Origin of the sequence: Virgibacillus oceani (assembly GCF_041521345.1) — a bacterium.
Taxonomy (GTDB): domain Bacteria; phylum Bacillota; class Bacilli; order Bacillales; family Amphibacillaceae; genus Virgibacillus_N; species Virgibacillus_N oceani_A.
The window spans coordinates 1-16,713 of record NZ_JBGOHB010000019.1; the positions used below are offsets into that span (position 1 = coordinate 1).

Annotated in this window: 19 protein-coding genes; 15 read left to right on the plus strand and 4 right to left on the minus strand. The window is 39.4% G+C overall.

Going from position 1 to position 16,713, the window contains the following annotated elements:
* Positions 1–1,050: 1,050 nt before the first annotated feature.
* The 6 genes from ACDX78_RS14225 (at position 1,051) to ACDX78_RS14250 (ending at position 4,934) form a co-directional block, all read left to right on the plus strand.
* Positions 1,051–2,097, plus strand: a complete 1,047-nt coding sequence (locus ACDX78_RS14225; protein WP_486028816.1) for a hypothetical protein — start codon at positions 1,051–1,053, stop codon at positions 2,095–2,097.
* Between the two features lie 118 nt (positions 2,098–2,215).
* Positions 2,216–2,386 carry a hypothetical protein gene (locus ACDX78_RS14230; protein WP_486028817.1) on the plus strand — a complete coding sequence of 57 codons (171 nt, stop codon included), beginning with the start codon at positions 2,216–2,218 and terminating at the stop codon, positions 2,384–2,386.
* Positions 2,383–2,583 (plus strand): hypothetical protein, encoded by a 201-nt coding sequence (locus ACDX78_RS14235; RefSeq protein ID WP_486028818.1) that lies wholly within the window; start codon positions 2,383–2,385, stop codon positions 2,581–2,583. Before ACDX78_RS14230 ends, ACDX78_RS14235 begins: the two co-directional genes overlap by 4 nt.
* Positions 2,531–2,746: a hypothetical protein gene (locus tag ACDX78_RS14240; RefSeq protein ID WP_486028819.1), complete on the plus strand. Its 216-nt coding sequence runs from the start codon at positions 2,531–2,533 to the stop codon at positions 2,744–2,746. The genes ACDX78_RS14235 and ACDX78_RS14240 overlap by 53 nt, the downstream gene beginning before the upstream one ends.
* A gap of 149 nt (positions 2,747–2,895) precedes the next feature.
* The gene (locus ACDX78_RS14245; protein ID WP_486028820.1) at positions 2,896–3,099 is read left to right on the plus strand and encodes a cation transporting ATPase C-terminal domain-containing protein; all 204 of its coding nucleotides are present in this window, start codon (positions 2,896–2,898) and stop codon (positions 3,097–3,099) included.
* 362 nt (positions 3,100–3,461) lie between these two features.
* Positions 3,462–4,934: a protein adenylyltransferase SelO gene (locus ACDX78_RS14250; protein ID WP_486028821.1), complete on the plus strand. Its 1,473-nt coding sequence runs from the start codon at positions 3,462–3,464 to the stop codon at positions 4,932–4,934.
* Positions 4,935–5,033: 99 nt separating this feature from the next.
* Here ACDX78_RS14250 and ACDX78_RS14255 read toward each other — a convergent pair whose 3' ends face one another.
* Complete coding sequence (locus ACDX78_RS14255) at positions 5,034–6,164, minus strand: CAP domain-containing protein (protein ID WP_486028822.1); 1,131 nt, start codon at positions 6,162–6,164, stop codon at positions 5,034–5,036.
* A 310-nt stretch (positions 6,165–6,474) separates the two neighbouring features.
* On the opposite strand from ACDX78_RS14255, the gene ACDX78_RS14260 reads away from it, so the two are divergent.
* Positions 6,475–6,909 (plus strand): IDEAL domain-containing protein, encoded by a 435-nt coding sequence (locus tag ACDX78_RS14260; protein ID WP_486028823.1) that lies wholly within the window; start codon positions 6,475–6,477, stop codon positions 6,907–6,909.
* 150 nt (positions 6,910–7,059) lie between these two features.
* On the opposite strand, the gene ACDX78_RS14265 is transcribed toward ACDX78_RS14260, so the two are convergent.
* From ACDX78_RS14265 to ACDX78_RS14275, 3 genes are all read right to left on the minus strand, one after another.
* Entirely contained in the window at positions 7,060–9,084 is a 2,025-nt protein-coding gene (locus ACDX78_RS14265) for a penicillin-binding transpeptidase domain-containing protein (RefSeq protein ID WP_486028824.1), read from the minus strand.
* Between the two features lie 342 nt (positions 9,085–9,426).
* A complete protein-coding gene (locus tag ACDX78_RS14270; RefSeq protein ID WP_486028825.1) occupies positions 9,427–10,365 on the minus strand; it encodes an LCP family glycopolymer transferase in 939 nt (312 codons plus the stop codon).
* Between the two features lie 263 nt (positions 10,366–10,628).
* Positions 10,629–11,210: a class D sortase gene (locus ACDX78_RS14275; protein WP_486028826.1), complete on the minus strand. Its 582-nt coding sequence runs from the start codon at positions 11,208–11,210 to the stop codon at positions 10,629–10,631.
* 509 nt (positions 11,211–11,719) lie between these two features.
* On the opposite strand from ACDX78_RS14275, the gene ACDX78_RS14280 reads away from it, so the two are divergent.
* From ACDX78_RS14280 to ACDX78_RS14315, 8 genes are all read left to right on the plus strand, one after another.
* On the plus strand, positions 11,720–12,403 hold the full coding sequence (locus tag ACDX78_RS14280) for a TasA family protein (RefSeq protein ID WP_486028827.1): 684 nt from the start codon (positions 11,720–11,722) through the stop codon (positions 12,401–12,403).
* Positions 12,404–12,482: 79 nt separating this feature from the next.
* A complete protein-coding gene (locus ACDX78_RS14285) occupies positions 12,483–13,043 on the plus strand; it encodes a TasA family protein (RefSeq protein WP_486028828.1) in 561 nt (186 codons plus the stop codon).
* A 225-nt stretch (positions 13,044–13,268) separates the two neighbouring features.
* On the plus strand, positions 13,269–13,994 hold the full coding sequence (tapA, locus tag ACDX78_RS14290) for an amyloid fiber anchoring/assembly protein TapA (protein ID WP_486028829.1): 726 nt from the start codon (positions 13,269–13,271) through the stop codon (positions 13,992–13,994).
* Positions 13,991–14,557, plus strand: coding sequence for a signal peptidase I SipW (sipW, locus tag ACDX78_RS14295; RefSeq protein ID WP_486028830.1), 567 nt, complete (start codon positions 13,991–13,993; stop codon positions 14,555–14,557). Before tapA ends, sipW begins: the two co-directional genes overlap by 4 nt.
* A 29-nt stretch (positions 14,558–14,586) precedes the next feature.
* Positions 14,587–15,249, plus strand: a complete 663-nt coding sequence (locus tag ACDX78_RS14300) for a hypothetical protein (protein WP_486028831.1) — start codon at positions 14,587–14,589, stop codon at positions 15,247–15,249.
* A 233-nt stretch (positions 15,250–15,482) separates the two neighbouring features.
* Positions 15,483–15,617: an anti-repressor SinI family protein gene (locus ACDX78_RS14305; RefSeq protein WP_486028832.1), complete on the plus strand. Its 135-nt coding sequence runs from the start codon at positions 15,483–15,485 to the stop codon at positions 15,615–15,617.
* A 70-nt stretch (positions 15,618–15,687) separates the two neighbouring features.
* On the plus strand, positions 15,688–16,020 hold the full coding sequence (locus ACDX78_RS14310; protein WP_486028833.1) for a helix-turn-helix domain-containing protein: 333 nt from the start codon (positions 15,688–15,690) through the stop codon (positions 16,018–16,020).
* Between the two features lie 165 nt (positions 16,021–16,185).
* Positions 16,186–16,587 carry a VanZ family protein gene (locus tag ACDX78_RS14315; protein ID WP_486028834.1) on the plus strand — a complete coding sequence of 134 codons (402 nt, stop codon included), beginning with the start codon at positions 16,186–16,188 and terminating at the stop codon, positions 16,585–16,587.
* The last annotated feature ends 126 nt before the right edge of the window (positions 16,588–16,713 follow it).

Genomic DNA, 16,713 nt, shown 5'->3' on the forward strand with positions numbered 1-16,713 from the left:
TTTGTTCCTTGAATTCCTTTGAAAAGTTCCTTCTTGCTCTACGGGTCATAGTAATTCTCCTCAACTTTTAATTGAACCAAGTTTATATGACCTTAACTGTTCTGTCCAACTAAGTGTAACCTATTCAATTTGTCGCAGTCTATCTGTAAATACGACGGAAGTTTTATCTGAACTTAGAGGGATATAAAGGTTATCGATCAACTGCAGCAAGACTTTTATAAATTAAAGTTTTATCTGAACTTAGAGGGATATAAAGTTCGATGAAGATGACCTGAACAGCATGAACGATTTCGTTTTATCTGAACTTAGAGGGATATAGAGAGGGGAAAGTTATACGTTTTTTCTTATGATCAACTCCGTTTTATTTTATTTGAATATAGAGGGATATTAAGGGTGTAAAGTTAGTGAAGAAGGACACAGGATAGTTCCACCTCAGTCATCTTTTTGACCCAGTTAAGACACGATATTGACCCACCATTGTCAAGTTAGAGCCAGCAAAAATCCCACCACCCTTGACCTTGTTTGTGTCCGTGGTAGTGGTTTTGATGACGAATGGCAGAAATAAAGCCTTTGAGGCTCATTCGCATCAATAGCGTACCACGGACAATTACTTCTAAGTTCCGCTGGCGGGGCCCCGCCCCCTTCCAGCGATCACTAAGAAGTAGCACGGCGGTCAAGGGCAAGCAACTAAAGCTGTGGTTAAGATGGTGTTATTTTCTAGCAAGTGGATCACCTTTGTCATAAGTGGATCAAAAAGATGGCATAACTGGGTCAACTTAATGGCTGTAATCAGTTAGCATTCAGGATCGCTAATGAATTGGTTTTTAAAAACGTAGTGTAATATAAAGTCTAACTATTTTTTATTAATTTGAATATAACAGTAGTGAAAAGACAACCTAAGTACTAAACCCAATTATAATAAAATTTGCACTACTCTATGTAAATAAAAGTCAATAATGTACAGGTTCTTTCCTTATAATAAACATAACTCCATTGTATAATTCACCTATCCACCCAAATATACATAAACTACAAAAAAGAGAAAAGGATGTGTCCATAATTAAAAAATATTACGTCAGCGCAAACACAGCACAAGGCTTTATCAATTTGTTGCCATCTAACGTAAAAAACTTTAAAAAAGTTATCATATTAAAACATCCATCCTACACATTAAAAACCGCCGTTATCAATAATTTAATGGAAAGATACAAAGACAATGAATTGGAAATCCTTTTAAGTTCAAAGCAAAATAAGTATTTTGACGGCGTCATTATCCGGGAAAAACAGCTTGCCGTTATCATTGATGATATCGCAACACCAGATCTCCCTGGTGCAATTGAAATCGACTTAAACTTATTTATAAATAAAGACTTGCCCGCCGATCTTCATAAAGAGAAGGAGTTGGCTGAAAAATACACTGAATTAGCTTACGATAATTTCCAAACAGGCTTGAAATTCCATGATGACCTGGAAGAAATCTACATTAACGAAATGGATTTTCAAAAAGCGAATGCACTTGCTGATAGGTTTATTGAAGACATCTTGAAAAACCAGTTTCAAAAGTCAGGGGAATCAGAGGTTTATTACCGTCTATTTGGCACAAACACTGCAGATGGCGTAGTGAATGAGGTACCCCATATTACTAATCAGGTGTCAAAAGCCTACTATATCAAAGGCAGAGCAGGCACAGGAAAATCCACTTTTATGAAAAAAATTGCAGAAGCGTGTAGTCAACATGGTTTTGACATAGAACAATATTACTGCAGCTTTGACCCAAACAGCGTTGATATGGTTCTTGTAAGGGAACTGGATTTCTGCATTTTTGACAGTACGGACCCGCATGAATTCTCACCTGAAAGAGAGCAGGATGAAATAATCGATATATATGAAATAGCAGTAACCCCTGGAACGGATGAAAAGTATGCAAAAGAGATAGGAGAAGTACACGACCGCTATAAGTCCTATATGAAAAATGGGGTCAAAAATATAAAAAAAGCAGGTGAATATCTCGAAGCGATAGAGCAGCAATTCCATTTTACATCTGAAGAAATAAAAAATATCACTGATTTTATAACACAAAAAATAATCGTGCAGTAGAGGTCTGTACCCGTATGAAGTTTATGACCATTTTCCCACTAAGGACTTGAATCAATATCAAACCTTATATTTTATGTTACGATTTAAGCAAGAAAAGACCTTAAGGTGGGGAGTTGTCATGCGGATATCACCACGGGCAGTTCTCTTTGAATTCCTATCATATTTTAATGATGAAGAACAGGCTGCGTTTAAAAAAATGCTATTTGAACGCGCCTACAAGAAAAATCAGCTGCTGTTTACAGAAGGAGACCCGCGGGAAAAATTTTTCTCTTGGCAGGCGGTTATGTGAAATTGGAAAAAACAAATCGGGATGCAAACATGCTGTATATAAACTATATTAGCCCAAATGATTTTTTCCGTATGGACAATGGTCTCGTCGTTATTGGCGCCGGTGGTGGCGGGGTGCCGGTGATTTACAGAAGAGGCAGATATATTGGCGTCGATGGTATTATTGATAAAAATTTTGCATCACAGAAAACTTGCTGAAGAAATCAATGCTGATATGCTGTTAATGTTGACAGAAGTAGATTACGCTTATGTCAATTTCAACACGCCGGCTGAACAGGCATTGCACAGCATTCGAACTGAGGATATCGTACAGCTGCTTAAAGAAGGGCACTTTGCCCCGGCAGCATGCTTCCCAAAATAAGAGCAGGCATAGATTTTGCCAAATCAGGCCCTGACAGAGAATTCATAATTACCTACCCGGAACAAGCAAGCGAAGCACTGCAAGGCAAAAACTGGCATAAAAATCTTACAACAAACAGTGAAACATAGGGGCGGTTCTTTTGTTTCAATTTGAAGTCCCTAATCATTTTATTCCAGCTAGGCCTGACGCATGTACCTATATTACAAGCGGCTTTTAGTACGGCCTCCATGGAGCTGGATTATTGGGAAATACAAGTGCTTGCAGGCTTGATTGTTTTTATCGTCGTGGAGATAGAGAAGTATATCACACGTACTAGTCGTTTTGGCAAGCTATTAAAAAAAGACAGCAGGTAAGGGAGCGGGAGGGCAGGTAGTTTAAGATGAGCAGAGTATTCTGATTTCTACTTGATTGCGTCAAAAATATAAAGAGAGGTACTCGATCAAGCATCAGAACCACATCGCAAGCAACACGCTCAATGACCTCCTCGAGAAGTCGTCTCGGATACCTCATCGTAATTAAAGCGCTCAATGACATCCTCGAGCAAGCATTCGAATGCCCTATAATGCCTGGTAAATATTTTTTAGCATAAGAATAAATTCTTACATATAACCAACATGGATTCTTCCTTTAAAGGGAATAGTAAAGTAACAGGAGAACATAAAATATGTTACCCTGAAATAAATAAACTTTTGCTAACATAAAGGGTGAATCATTGATGGTCACACAAGCAATCAATAATATAGAGTGGAATTTAGAGACGACCTATACAGAATTACCGGAATTTTTTTATACAAAACAGCAGCCGGGGAAAGTAGAAGATCCGGGGTTGGTTATATTTAATCATTCTCTCGCAAAATCCCTGGGACTTGAAACAGATAAGCTGAATGAGGAAGCTTTGGCAAATGTATTCTCGGGTCATCAGCTGCCTGAAGAAACAGACCCGTTTTCCCAAGCTTATGCTGGCCACCAATTTGGTCATTTTACAATGCTCGGAGATGGTCGTGCGGTATTAATTGGTGAAAAATTATCCCCATCAGGGGAGCGGTTTGACATTCAATTAAAAGGTGCTGGCAGAACGCCATATTCACGTGGAGGAGATGGCCGGGCTGCACTCGGCCCAATGCTTCGGGAATATATCATCAGTGAAGCAATGCACGCATTAGGTATACCAACTTCACGCAGTCTGGCGGTGACCACTACGGGGGAGGCAGTGACAAGGGAGACCTTTTTGACTGGTGCCATCGTAACCCGAGTTGCCTCCAGTCATATTCGGGTAGGCACATTTGAATATGCAGCCCGCTTTGGAACGATCGAAAACCTGAAAGCACTCGCTGATTATACCATCCATCGCCATTTTCCTGAAATAAAAGAAGAAGAAAACCCTTATTTATCCCTATATAAAAAAGTGATTGAGCGGCAGGCTTCTTTAATAGCCAAATGGCAGCTGACCGGTTTTATCCACGGAGTGATGAATACGGATAATATGACGATCAGCGGGGAAACGATTGATTATGGACCCTGTGCATTTATGAACGATTATGACCCAAAAACCGTATTTAGTTCCATTGATGTGAATGGCCGTTACGCATACGGGAATCAGCCGGGAATTGGGGAATGGAATTTGGCCCGCTTTGCAGAAGCATTATTGCCATTATTTCATGATGAAAAAGAAAAAGCGGTGGAACTGGCACAAGATGAACTGGCCAATTATGCAAAACTTTACAAGCATGATTGGTTATCCGGCATGCGAAAAAAATTAGGATTAACCGGTGAAAAAGAGGGGGATGAATTGCTTGTAAAAGAGCTTTTGCAGCTGATGGAGAAACATGAGGCAGACTTTACAAATACATTTCGGGAACTCACGTTAAACGAATTAGATGACAGCAGCTTATTTACCAGTAAAGCGTTCAAAGAATGGAAAACAAAGTGGCAAGAAAGACAGGAGCACCAGTCTGAATCAAATGAGGAAATCCAATCAATCATGAAAGCATATAACCCATTCATTATTCCAAGAAATCACCGAGTAGAAGAGGCACTGGAAGCAGCTGTTGAAAACCAGGATTATACCGTCATGCACCGACTGCTCGATGTTCTATCCAGACCCTATGCCTATAATAAAGAACAGGAAGCCTACTGCCAACTTCCAGAGCCAACCGACATACCGTACCAAACATACTGCGGGACGTGAAACAGAGGGACGGTTCTTCTGTTTCATTTAACAAATAATTCAAAAAACAATCCTGCCACAAAAAGCATGCTGCATAAATCTAGTAAGCAGCATGCTTTATCATTCCGTCAAAAACTTTTCCGTATAAAAGGGCTGGGCATCTTCATTAAAAGCGACACCAACACCTAATTCCTGATATTCCGACTTTAATATATTTTCCCTGTGGCCGGCAGAATTCATCAAGCCTTCATGGGCAAATATGCTGCTCGTCTGGCCAGCGGCAAGATTTTCACCAGCCATTTGAAAGGAAATTGCATCCGCTTCTATTCGGTCAAAAGGTGATTCACCATCAAGGTTTGTATGACTGAAATAGTTATTATCCGCCATGTCATTACTATGACTGCGTGCTGTTTCCTTAACCGGTTCATGCCACTCCAGTGGCGGAAGATCACGAGCCACCCTTGCTGCGTTAGTAATGTCGAATAATTGATATTCAAAGCCTTTTTTTAGTTCCTCTCGTGGTTCGCCGAAAAATCCTTCCTTCTCTTCTTCTAAATTTTTACTTATAATTTGAATTGCTGTTACTGTATCGTTTTCATGTAGGTCAAAAAAGATCGTTACATAATTATTATCCAGCTCAAATGTGTTATATTCCCCGTTGCTTTCGATTTCATAGTTTGTAAGGCCCTTTCGGATTGTTGTAATTGGTGTATCCAGCTCAGCAAGAACCGTATCGCTGGAACTGCCGTAGTTTATTCCCTGTTTTGAAGCAAGAAGATCCTGATTTGTATATAAACCAGCGACCTTGTCCTCTTCATCATAAGCAGCCATAAAAAAGTTTTGATAATTTTCGTGATAAGTGACCCATTCCGTGCCATATTCATTAAAAGTAGCCCGTTCTGCACTGCCGGCTTTATCTTCCACCTCAGCACGTTTATCACCAATTTCGACATTATGAATGGAGAAGGACTGTTCCGTCGGTTCTCCCAGTTCAGGCTGCTCCACTTCAGCAACTTCTGGCTGATCTTCAGCCGGTTCATTCCCGGTTAATCTGCTGTAAATTTGTTCAATTTCATTATTCAAATACTGTATTGTCTCATTCACGGTTGGATTTTGAAGCATGTTTACTACATCGGATTCCACCGAAGAAGCTACACCCTGAAGACCATCACGCTGAAAGGAATCACCATAAAAATGCCAAAACAAACCAGCGAAGAGTAATAAAAAGACAATATGTCGTAATTTAGGCATCGGCTCACTCCCTTTCGAATTCCCACTTGTTTCTTTTGCCTATTTGAAGAACGCCCTAATTCCAGTATATACGCATAATCATGAATAGAACCATCAATTTATAGTTCATTTCGCTGATGGAATTTTAAAAATAAATAAAAACTTCAAATGTTTCTCTTTTCTTTCTAGGTAATTTATACTACAATGAATTTATAGTTCTTTTTAAAGAACTATAAATTTGAATTAAGTAAGAAATAAGTTTCATTTGTATGAAAGAAGGGTATAGAAAATTTATGAAAAAATAATGTAAAATCAAGGAGGGTAGAAAATTATGCTTGCATTTAAAACAATTAAACCATATCACATAGAAGTTAATGTTGATTATTTGAACATTGTTTTAGCAAAAAGTGATTTTACGATACTTATCAATAGTAAGGAATATCAGTTTATCCCACTAAAAGCAAAGAAAATAAAAATAAACCGGAAAAGTAGGTTAATTGAGAACCCAAAAGATATTTTTGCTTTTCATCGTGATCACGATATTATTTACATAACCCTTACACGTTTTATACAAATGACCGACTTTCTTGTTGAACTGCATCGTATTGCAAAACCTTATTATTATCCCGAGAATCATTCTGCTGAGATTTATGATATCGACATGGTTATCGATGAATTAGAACGATTAAATATTAAACGGCTTATTGATAAAGCACTGGACAAGGGTGACAAGGAAATTTTTTATAAGCTGCTGAAATTACTTTAAGCACCCTGAAACATTCTAGCGAATCATATTCTATGATCAGTGAAGAAAAAGCCGACCTGATAGAAGGTTGATCTATCAGGTCTTAATTATTTTCCCATATTCTCATTGTTTGAAACCTGAACATGCTCGTATTACTTAACTCATTATGGATTAATCAATATCGATAAGTAAATCCGTAACTTTTTCGGCAGTATATCCGCTGCCGCCGCGATCTTGTGTTCCTTCAATCATCATAGCAATCAGAATGTCGGGGTTATCTGTCGGATAGCCGACAAACCAGCCGTTTTCCTGTGCTGAGTCATCTTCTCCGGTCAGTTTTAATTCTGCCGTTCCAGTTTTCCCGGAAATCGGAAAGTCCGCTTCATTGGCAGCAGAAGCAGTACCGTCTGTCACGACTGCTCTTAAAGAATCAGCTATCAAATTTGCATGATCTGCTGAAATGACATCATCCTGCCAAATCTGGTTTGTTTCCTCACTGGATAAAAATGTTGGTTTGAGCATATTTCCTTCATTAATGAACATCGTATAGCCTGCAGCTAAATGCAGTGAGCTCATTTCCAGCTGTCCCTGTCCATAACTGGCATTGGCAAGCATGACTGCATCATCCATTTCTCCGCTTTCTGAAACGGTTGAAGTACTGATTGGATATTCATATGGCAGCTCTTCGCCAAAACCGATGCTTTCCATGCCACCGACAAATGCTTCACTACCCATTTCAACACCTTGCATGGCAAAATAAATATTATCAGAGCGAACCATGGCATCCATTAAATCTACCGGGTCACTTGATTCTGAAACACGGCGTACTTCATAGTCACCCCAGCCTTCACCATTACTCCAGGTTAAGCCATCAATTTCAATACCTTCATCCGGATCAATCGAGCCATTTGCCAGGCCAACCGCAGCCGTCAGCGGTTTGATGACAGATCCCGGTGCGAATGTTGCGGAAAAACGATTGAGTAACGGGTTTTGCTCATCATTTTGCAATGTGTCCCATAACCCTGCTGTTGTACCGTATAAAATTTCATTTGGATCGAATGCAGGACTGCTGACAAGTGCAAGTGTTTCTCCTGTTCCCGGATCAATGGCAGCAGCTGTACCGCTGTCATCCTCTCCTTCGTATGTTTCATAAATTTTTTCCTGTATATTTAAATCAATCGTAACAGATATATTTTCGCCGTCCTGAACAGGTGTTTCTGCTAAAACAACATCTTCCTCATCTTCTTTCGTAATAACAGCGGTAACCCCTTTTTCGCCTCGTAACTGGTCTTCATACCATTGTTCGAGACCGCGCTTACCAATCATGTCTGTTGCATTGTAAGCACCCGATTCTGCTTCCTCCAATTCCTCTGCCGTTATCTCCCCGATATAGCCGACAAGGTGAGCGGCCGCTTCACCGGCAGGATACACACGACCGGTTACTTCTTTTCCGGCAACCCCGGGAACTTCCCATAGCTGATTTAATGTTTCTTCATCCGTTGACGATACTTCTTTCAGTGGGACATATAAATGGGGTTCCACCCAATCGGCATTTAATGATGTTTCTATATTTTCTTCCGCTATGCCTAAAAGTTCTGCAGCTTGACTGATGCTTTGTTCCGGATTATCCATACTCTCAGGTACAATGCCAATTTCATAAACAATATCATTGATTGCCAGCGGCATCTGGTTCCGGTCCAAAATTTCTCCCCGTTGTGGATTGGTCGTTTGAATGCTAATCTCACCGCCATCTTTTAATTCAGGGAAAATAAATCCTGGATCCCATTCGACAAACCAGTCTTGTTCTTCTTCCTCTTCTTCAAGCTGATGGAGTGTTGCTTCGTAAGAAAAATTAACCTCGCCTGCCAGTGTTTCCATATCCACTGTAAAAGGGATGGCTGCCGTTCCTTCTTCCATGGCTGTGTCCAGTGTTTCTTCCTCAATTGGATTAAATTCAACTTGTAAGTCGGACACTGCCAAATCCTCATAAATTTTATTATAACGATCAGCATATTGATCGATAGGATATGTTTCAGTGGATTCCGGTGTAAGCATACTGTACATTTTTTCGAATTCGAAATTATTCCATTGGTTAACATAGGTTTCAAATCTTTCATTTGGTGTTACTTCCTCTTCTGAACAAGCAGCCAATAAAGCAACTATAAGAATAGATAAACAGATTAATAGCTTTTTCATACTAACTCCCCCACAATATTGTACATACTTATATTATAGCACTTTTTTTATGCAATAAAATGAACAAAAAGTTAATTTTCGATCATCCAATATTTTCATTGCACCGTAAGTTCTTCTAAATGGAAAAGTCACACTGGTAGTTGCTCCAGGTGACTTTTTTGCTGCTTAGCATACTGTGAAATCTCTGAACTGTAGATTAATTGGTAAATTTATTAGACTTGTCCGGGTCAAAGCTCAGCGATAGCGGATTTCGTGGTGTGAAACGAATACTGCACAGTCCCAGACTTTCTTGACCTCCGTACGTCGCTAACCGGGTGATTCTGCCTTTACTCCTTGTCTGTACTAACTTGCTTCCATATGGTTTCTTACTTCAGAAGTGATTCGGCTTAACTCTTCATCTGACACGATATAATACCATATGTCATCAATTCTTTCACCAGTTCCGTTTATTTCCAAGGTAGTAGAGTTTCGCGGTGTTCCACGATAACTGCCGAATAAGGATTGCATATTATTCATATTCAAGTCGGTTTTCACATTGCCACCCAGAATATCCAGGATTTCCCCGACTTTTGTAATGTTGGAGAAGCTGGCTCCTTCTTTCAACGCTGCTTGAACCACTTCTCGTTGACGCTCGTTACGGCCTAAGTCTCCTCGGGGGTCCTCTTTACGCATCCGGATATAATCAAGTGCTTCTGATCCATTTAAGCTAATTTGTCCCTCAGGAAAATTCGAACCTCCCTGGGAAAATGTCATCGAATTTGTAACGGTGACCCCGCCGATCGCATCAATTCCCTGCTGGAATCCTTCCATATTCACTCTGGCATAATAGTGGACAGGAAGATCAAATGCTTCTTCTACGGTTTGTACCGACAAATCCACATCACCGAAAGCATAGGCATGATTAATTTTATCCATCCCGCGCCCCGGGATATTTACATAAGTATCACGGGGAATGCTGAACATGAGCATGGAATCTGTTTGCGGGTTCAGCGATAAAAGAATCATCGTATCGGATCGTCCCCCATCTCCTTCCCGCGAATCCACACCAAGTAAAAGAACATTAAGTGATTTACTTTCTTGAAAGATAGCTTCCAATTCTTTTTGCCTTTCCGGATCACTGTCTCTTTCCAGCGGGTCATGCATCGTTTCTACAGTATCCCCTAGCTGATTCCACATGTAAAAGGCAAAACCGCCAACAAGTAAAATTAATGCAAGAAATATTCCACCAATCCAATAAGGCCATTTACGTTTATTTTTGTGTTTACTCACTCTTGAACTCACTCGTATTCTCCTCTGTGCAAGTCTTCACTGGGACACAGGGACAGGTACTGCGTCCCCATTTTTGTGGGACAGTTAACCTTGGGCTGCGCATAAATGCTCGTCCCATCGAAAAAAGTGTCCCTTATGTCCCCATTCGCAAAGTTTGCAAAAAATTATCATATCTGAATAGATTATATCGAAAATAGTCCATTTCGTCTATACGGTTTTTGAAAATATGAAAAATATATCGAACAAGGGTAAAAATACCTAAAAGGACAGGGTATTTAATTTTCTTCTACTGGAAGCGCGGTAATGATATACCGATCTGGTGCACTTCCTACATAATTAAATGGATAACACGTCGATAATGTCAACACCTCATCAGGAGCTGTAGGCACGATGATCGTCCGGTCATCTGCATCCACAATTTTTGTGTCAATAATTTCATAGGAAAAACTTCCGTACGGTACTTCCACAGTTAAAATATCTCCCATCTCCAATTCTCCCATATCACGAAAAACGGTATCACGGTGTCCTGATAAAACGATCTGGTCATTTTGCTGTGGATAAGCTGTGCCTTCATAATGCCCAACCCCCTTTTCCAGTTCATCTTCATGGGTCCCCTCAATAATCGGCAGTTCAGCCTCCAGCTTTGGTATATGTAGAATTCCAGCAGCATCCCCTTTTTCCGGATAAAAATCCTGCTGACCCTGATCTGTTTCTTGTGTTGATTTTTCTCGTTCAATGAACGCTTGCGCTTCAGCTAAACTATCCTTCTGCGCCGCTTCTGTCTTAAACAGTTGATATCCTCCATAACCTAAAAACAAAAGGCCGACTAAAACAAAAATGATGGAGAGCTGCTTCATAGGAATAAACTCCTCACATTCTTTTTATTATCAGTATATATTCTTTTTGGTAATTAGAAAAGTTTATTTTCCGTAAATATATAGGAAAGCTATCTGAACTACTGATATGAAGCAATTTACTGTTCTCAATAAAACACAAGATAAATTTAAAAAAGATGAAAATCTAAGTAATTAGGAGTAAAATAAAGAAATTTACAGGAAAATGTTCTCAATAAAGTATAAAACGTTCTTTTTGGAGTTTTTATTTCTAGGAAATTTATCCTATACTGCAAATAGGTCGTTCGTTATAGATTACAATTTAGACCGTATGTAAGAACACATGCTGGACAGCAGCAAAGAGAAAACAATAATAATTACTAACGAACGGATACATATGGAAGGGGGAGGATCGCTGAATATATAAAATTCACAGAAAATTTAACGGTAAATTCAGGTGAGAATTGTATCATTCATCACGATATCAGCGGGAAATAGTTGATTTTATTTTAAATTATTAGGAGGAATGACAAATGAATTTAAAGAAAAAATTAGGTATGGGGATTGCAACAGCAGTAATGGGTGTCGGACTAATTGGCGGCGGCGTATTTGCTTACTTTAGTGATACAGCTGAGCAGACGAATACATTTGCTTCGGGGACGATTGATTTGGATGTTGATCCTACGGTTCAAGTTCCAATGGAAAATATAAAGCCGGGCGATTGGATGCCAAGATCGTTTGAACTTCAAAATAATGGCTCTTTAGATATGAAGTATGTGGATCTTAATACTGAATATACAGTTTATACCAGTAGAGGAGATATCCTTGGTGGAGATCTTGCAGACGAGTACGCTAAACAGCTATATGTTGAATTTTTGAGTAATACATCTGGGGATGAAGACTATGAAGTGATTGCAGAAGTATCTTTATATGATTTAAAGAATCTGAGTCCAGAAGATTTAGCTACTAAAGTTGATATTGAAAAAATTATGAAAAAACCTGGTAAGATTTGGATTCCAATTATCGGATGGATTGGAAGTCCAGTATATGAAAATGTACCTACGGAAGTAACAGGTATTGAAGCACAAGATACTGCAGACTTTGATGTACAATTCCGCTTCAATGACACTGGTGAAGCACAAAATGAGCTGCAAGGTTTAACTTTAGACCTTGAGTGGACTTTCGAAGGTTTCCAAACAGACGGTGAAGAAAAATAAACAGCTGACAAAAATATAATTGGAGAAACGGGCAACCCCGTTTCTCCAATTATTACAATGTGTACGGGAGGGAGAACACATGGCCATTAAGGAAAAGCTTGGAATGAGCATACTGATCGGCTTCTTGGGAGTTGCACTCGTCAGCGGCGGCACTTTTGCCTATTTCAGTGATTCGGTGCAGACAAACAACAATGTAACTGCCGGAACATTGGATCTTGGTGTAACGAATATTGATGACGAAGGGGTACTGTTTGAGTTTGAAAACAAAAAGCCTGGGGATACGTTTGATTATACATTCAGCATGAGAAATGAAGGCTCCCTGGATATCAAGGACGTCACCCTCTATTCAGAACATACTACCCGCGATAAAGACGGGGAATTAACGGATAACAATTTCGATGAACAGATACTGCTTACTTCAGTCAAAGTAAATGGTGAGGATTTAATAGAAGAAGGGATCACATTGGCTGATCTCAAAGATGACGAAATGATCCTTATCGAGAACTTTGACTCCGGGGATGAAGACGCAGATGTTTATGTGGAATTTAAATTCATCAAAACAGACAAAAGCCAGAATAAATACCAGGGCAATTCCATTGAGCTGGAATGGACATTTGAGGCAATGCAGACAGAAGACTGATTCGTAAGTCTGCCGGTTGTTCTCCTTCCTTCTACATGTGACTTGGGAAGTTGCAAATTTTCCAAGTCACATACTTACATTATTTCTCTTCATTTATGTGCATTCATAAATATATGACAAGTTGTGTATTTATGAGTACACAGAAATGCGTTTCATTAGGAAGGTTTTTCGCCGGATGGGTTATTTACATAACAAAAGATATTCCAGCTCGAAAGGAGAATGAGGATGCGAAGTAAACGGTTGAGAAGGTTTAGAAGGCATTTTCCTGTTGCTTTCTTTCTAGTAAAACTTGTACTGATCTGGTATTTAGTTGTTTTTTCTTTCAGCTATTTAACATCGGGAACTGTTGCACATTTTTTTGATATGGAGGAAGCGGATGCCAAAGTCCTTGCAGGGTATTGGGCTGATGGCTGGGACGGAAGCTCATTGACGTTTATACAAGATGGAAATGAGAACATTAAAGCTTGTGATGATCCTGTAGAGGTAGCCATGGAAATTAAAAATGTTGGTGATGAGGACATGGTGAGCGGTAGCTCTTTTGATATTTATTATATCGAAAATGGCAATCCGGAAAAACACGGAGAGAAGCTTGGAGAAGGAAACATACCTGTACTTAACAGCAATGAATCAACTGAAATCACATATCTTGCGCAAGAACCTGGTGTATATGCCTTTTTAGCCCAGCAGCCTGAAGGACATCCAGAGGAAGACACTGTATGGAGTATGTGGGCAATAGTTAATTGTCCTCCAGGTCAGGCAAAACAGGATGTGGAAGAAGAAACAAAGGATCCTGCAGAAGTTGAAACTGAAGATGAACAAAACCAAGAAACAGAATCCAACGAAGAAGACGATAAAGAAGAACCAGAAAAAGAAACAGAAACTACTGAAGATGGCGGAGACATAGATAAAACAGAAGAGGAAGAAACAGCGGAAGAAGGTGACGAATCATGAAGAAACGTAAATTTTTAAAGTGGATGAACAGTTTTGTCAGCGGCGTACTCATAGTTTTATTAATTGGTGTTGCTACGGTGTTTGTTTATACAAAACTTTCGGGCGGTGAGCCGGAAGTTTTAGGCTATCAGTTAAAAACGGTGCTGTCGGGGTCGATGGAGCCGGAAATTCAAACAGGTTCGATTATTGCAGTGGAAACGGTGGAAGATGGCTCTGGCTTTGCTGAAGGCGATGTGATTACCTTTATGGAAGCTGAGGATAAACTGATCACCCACAGAGTTGTGGAAGTCAATGAAACAAGTGATGGGGTCATTTATACGACAAAAGGGGATAACAACAATGCAGCGGATTCCAGCCCGGTTTTGGCTGAAAATGTTGTTGCTGGTTATTCCGGGTTTACGTTGCCATATGTAGGTTACATCATTAATTTTGCCCAGACACCAAACGGTGCCTTAGCATTTCTTGTCCTGCCTGGCGTGCTGATGATAGGCTACTCCTCTATTACGATTTGGAGAGCACTTGGAGAGCTGGAAAAGTCAAAGAAAGCTGCCAGTACAGACTAATATAAAGTCTTAAAGTGAGGAAGATGTTTATGAAACGCAAAAAATTAATACTTTCTCTAATAGCCGTTCTGTTCATTGGCTTTTCACCGTTTCTGGCTAAATCTGCTTTTGCGGATGATGGTATTTCACTTGATGTAACGCCGGAGGATATTTTATTTCAAGTGGAAAATATGAAGCCGGGAGATTGGGCACCAAGAACGTCAGTTATACAAAATAATGGGCAGAAAGCTTTTTACTATAGTATGTACATTCAAAGTGAAGACACGAATAAACTTTTCAATGAGCTACTTTTAGAGATCACCGTTTCTGAAACAGAGCTATATAATGGAAAACTTGCAGATTTTGAAAATCTGGAAGAAAGAAATCTGGAACCGAAAGAAGAGGAAGAATTGGAGATTACCATTCGTTTTCCAGAGCATCTCGGCAATGATTTCCAAGGCTTGAATTCAGTATTCAGCTTTATTTTTACGGCAGACAGCCAGATTGATGATACGTCTGTAGAGGTAGATGGTTTTGTAGGAAGCGATGACGATTCATTTGCACTGGGAGGCAGCGGTTCTTCTTCAGTTGGCGGCGGAGGAGTTCTTCCTGACACGGCAACCAATATTTTTTTATTTCTTATTTTGGGAGCCATTTTACTCGTAAACGGCATATTGTTATATATGTATAACAAACGGAGAAAGCGTGCGTAAAAAAGTGAGTCTTGAGCAGTGTTATTTCATTAAAGAATTTCGACATAAAAGTATTGGATAAGCTACAATACTAGTTTCATTTTGACAAAACAACCTATCCAAAACCCGCTCTCAAAATAGTATGATAGTCATAGGGGGAATTAATTATACATACTTAGAAAACGGGCATGGAGTCCTGGTTTCATAGTGACATGCCATGGCGGGTAAAATGAGAAAAAGTGGGGGTAAAATTTATGCAAAATACGGTGAAGCAAGTAACCTTAGACTCCGAGTGGGTCTCATTAATTCAAAAAGCAAAAACATTGGGCATGACAGTGGAAGAGATACGTGCATATCTGAAAGAAGCAGGCAATGAAGAGAATGCTTAATTATTTTATTATATAAATAGAACTTCTTACCGTCTTTGTGGTATAATTCCCGTTGAAAGAAGGTGAGAACTTGATCGGTGAAAAGATTCAGCAGTTGAGAAAAGAAAAGAAAATGTCCATTTCGGAACTAGCAGAAAAAGCCGGCGTAGCAAAATCGTATTTAAGCTCTATTGAAAGAAGTCTTCAAACAAATCCATCGATCCAGTTTATAGAAAAAGTAAGTGCCGTACTGAATGTTTCTGTAAATGAAATGATTCGTGATGATAGTGAAAAGGTAGACCAGGATGAGTTGGATGAAGAATGGCTGAAAATCGTACAGGAAGCAATGGAATCGGGCGTGTCCAAAGAACAGTTCAAGGAATATCTTGAATTTAATAAATGGCGCAGCAGGCAAGGTAATTGATAAATATATTTATTCATGAGAGTGATTTTAAAGATTTGGTTATAAATAACAGGAGATTGAACTGAAAATGTGTAAATATATGTATTGGCTCCTGCCTCTTTTCTGGATGGGAGTCATTTTTTATGCTTCTTTAGCCAGTCATATGAAGATCAGGATATAAAGCCGATGCTTTCGGACAGACTGGATCTGTCTTTTTTTGAGCCGCTATTAGGTTGGATTACATTCACATATAACGGGTCGGTTGTAAGCGTGGCTACGCATGGGGTGGAGGGGGTTATCGAGTTTTTTATCCGAAAAGGCGCACATGTGGCAGTGTTTTTTCTACTAACCTGCTGCTTTTTTATTGCGATCAGAAAATCAACGAAGCTGCTATTTAAGCAGGCAGCAGCCATATCTTTTATTACAACTGTTGCATATGCTATAACAGATGAAATTCACCAGGGATTTACGCCAAATCGAACGCCTTATATCGGCGATGTTTTGCTGGACTCATTTGGCGGGGGTGCAGCAGTCATTTTGCTTATTGCCATCCGGTACAGGAAAATACGGATTTCAAGAGAGATATAAGATACAAGTCCCAAGTGGGTTATTTGATTTTCTGTTATAATCTTTTATTTTCATGTATGCTTTGAATATAATGTAGCAATATTCTATGAAAAAAATATTTTTGCGTCAATATTCGACAACAATACT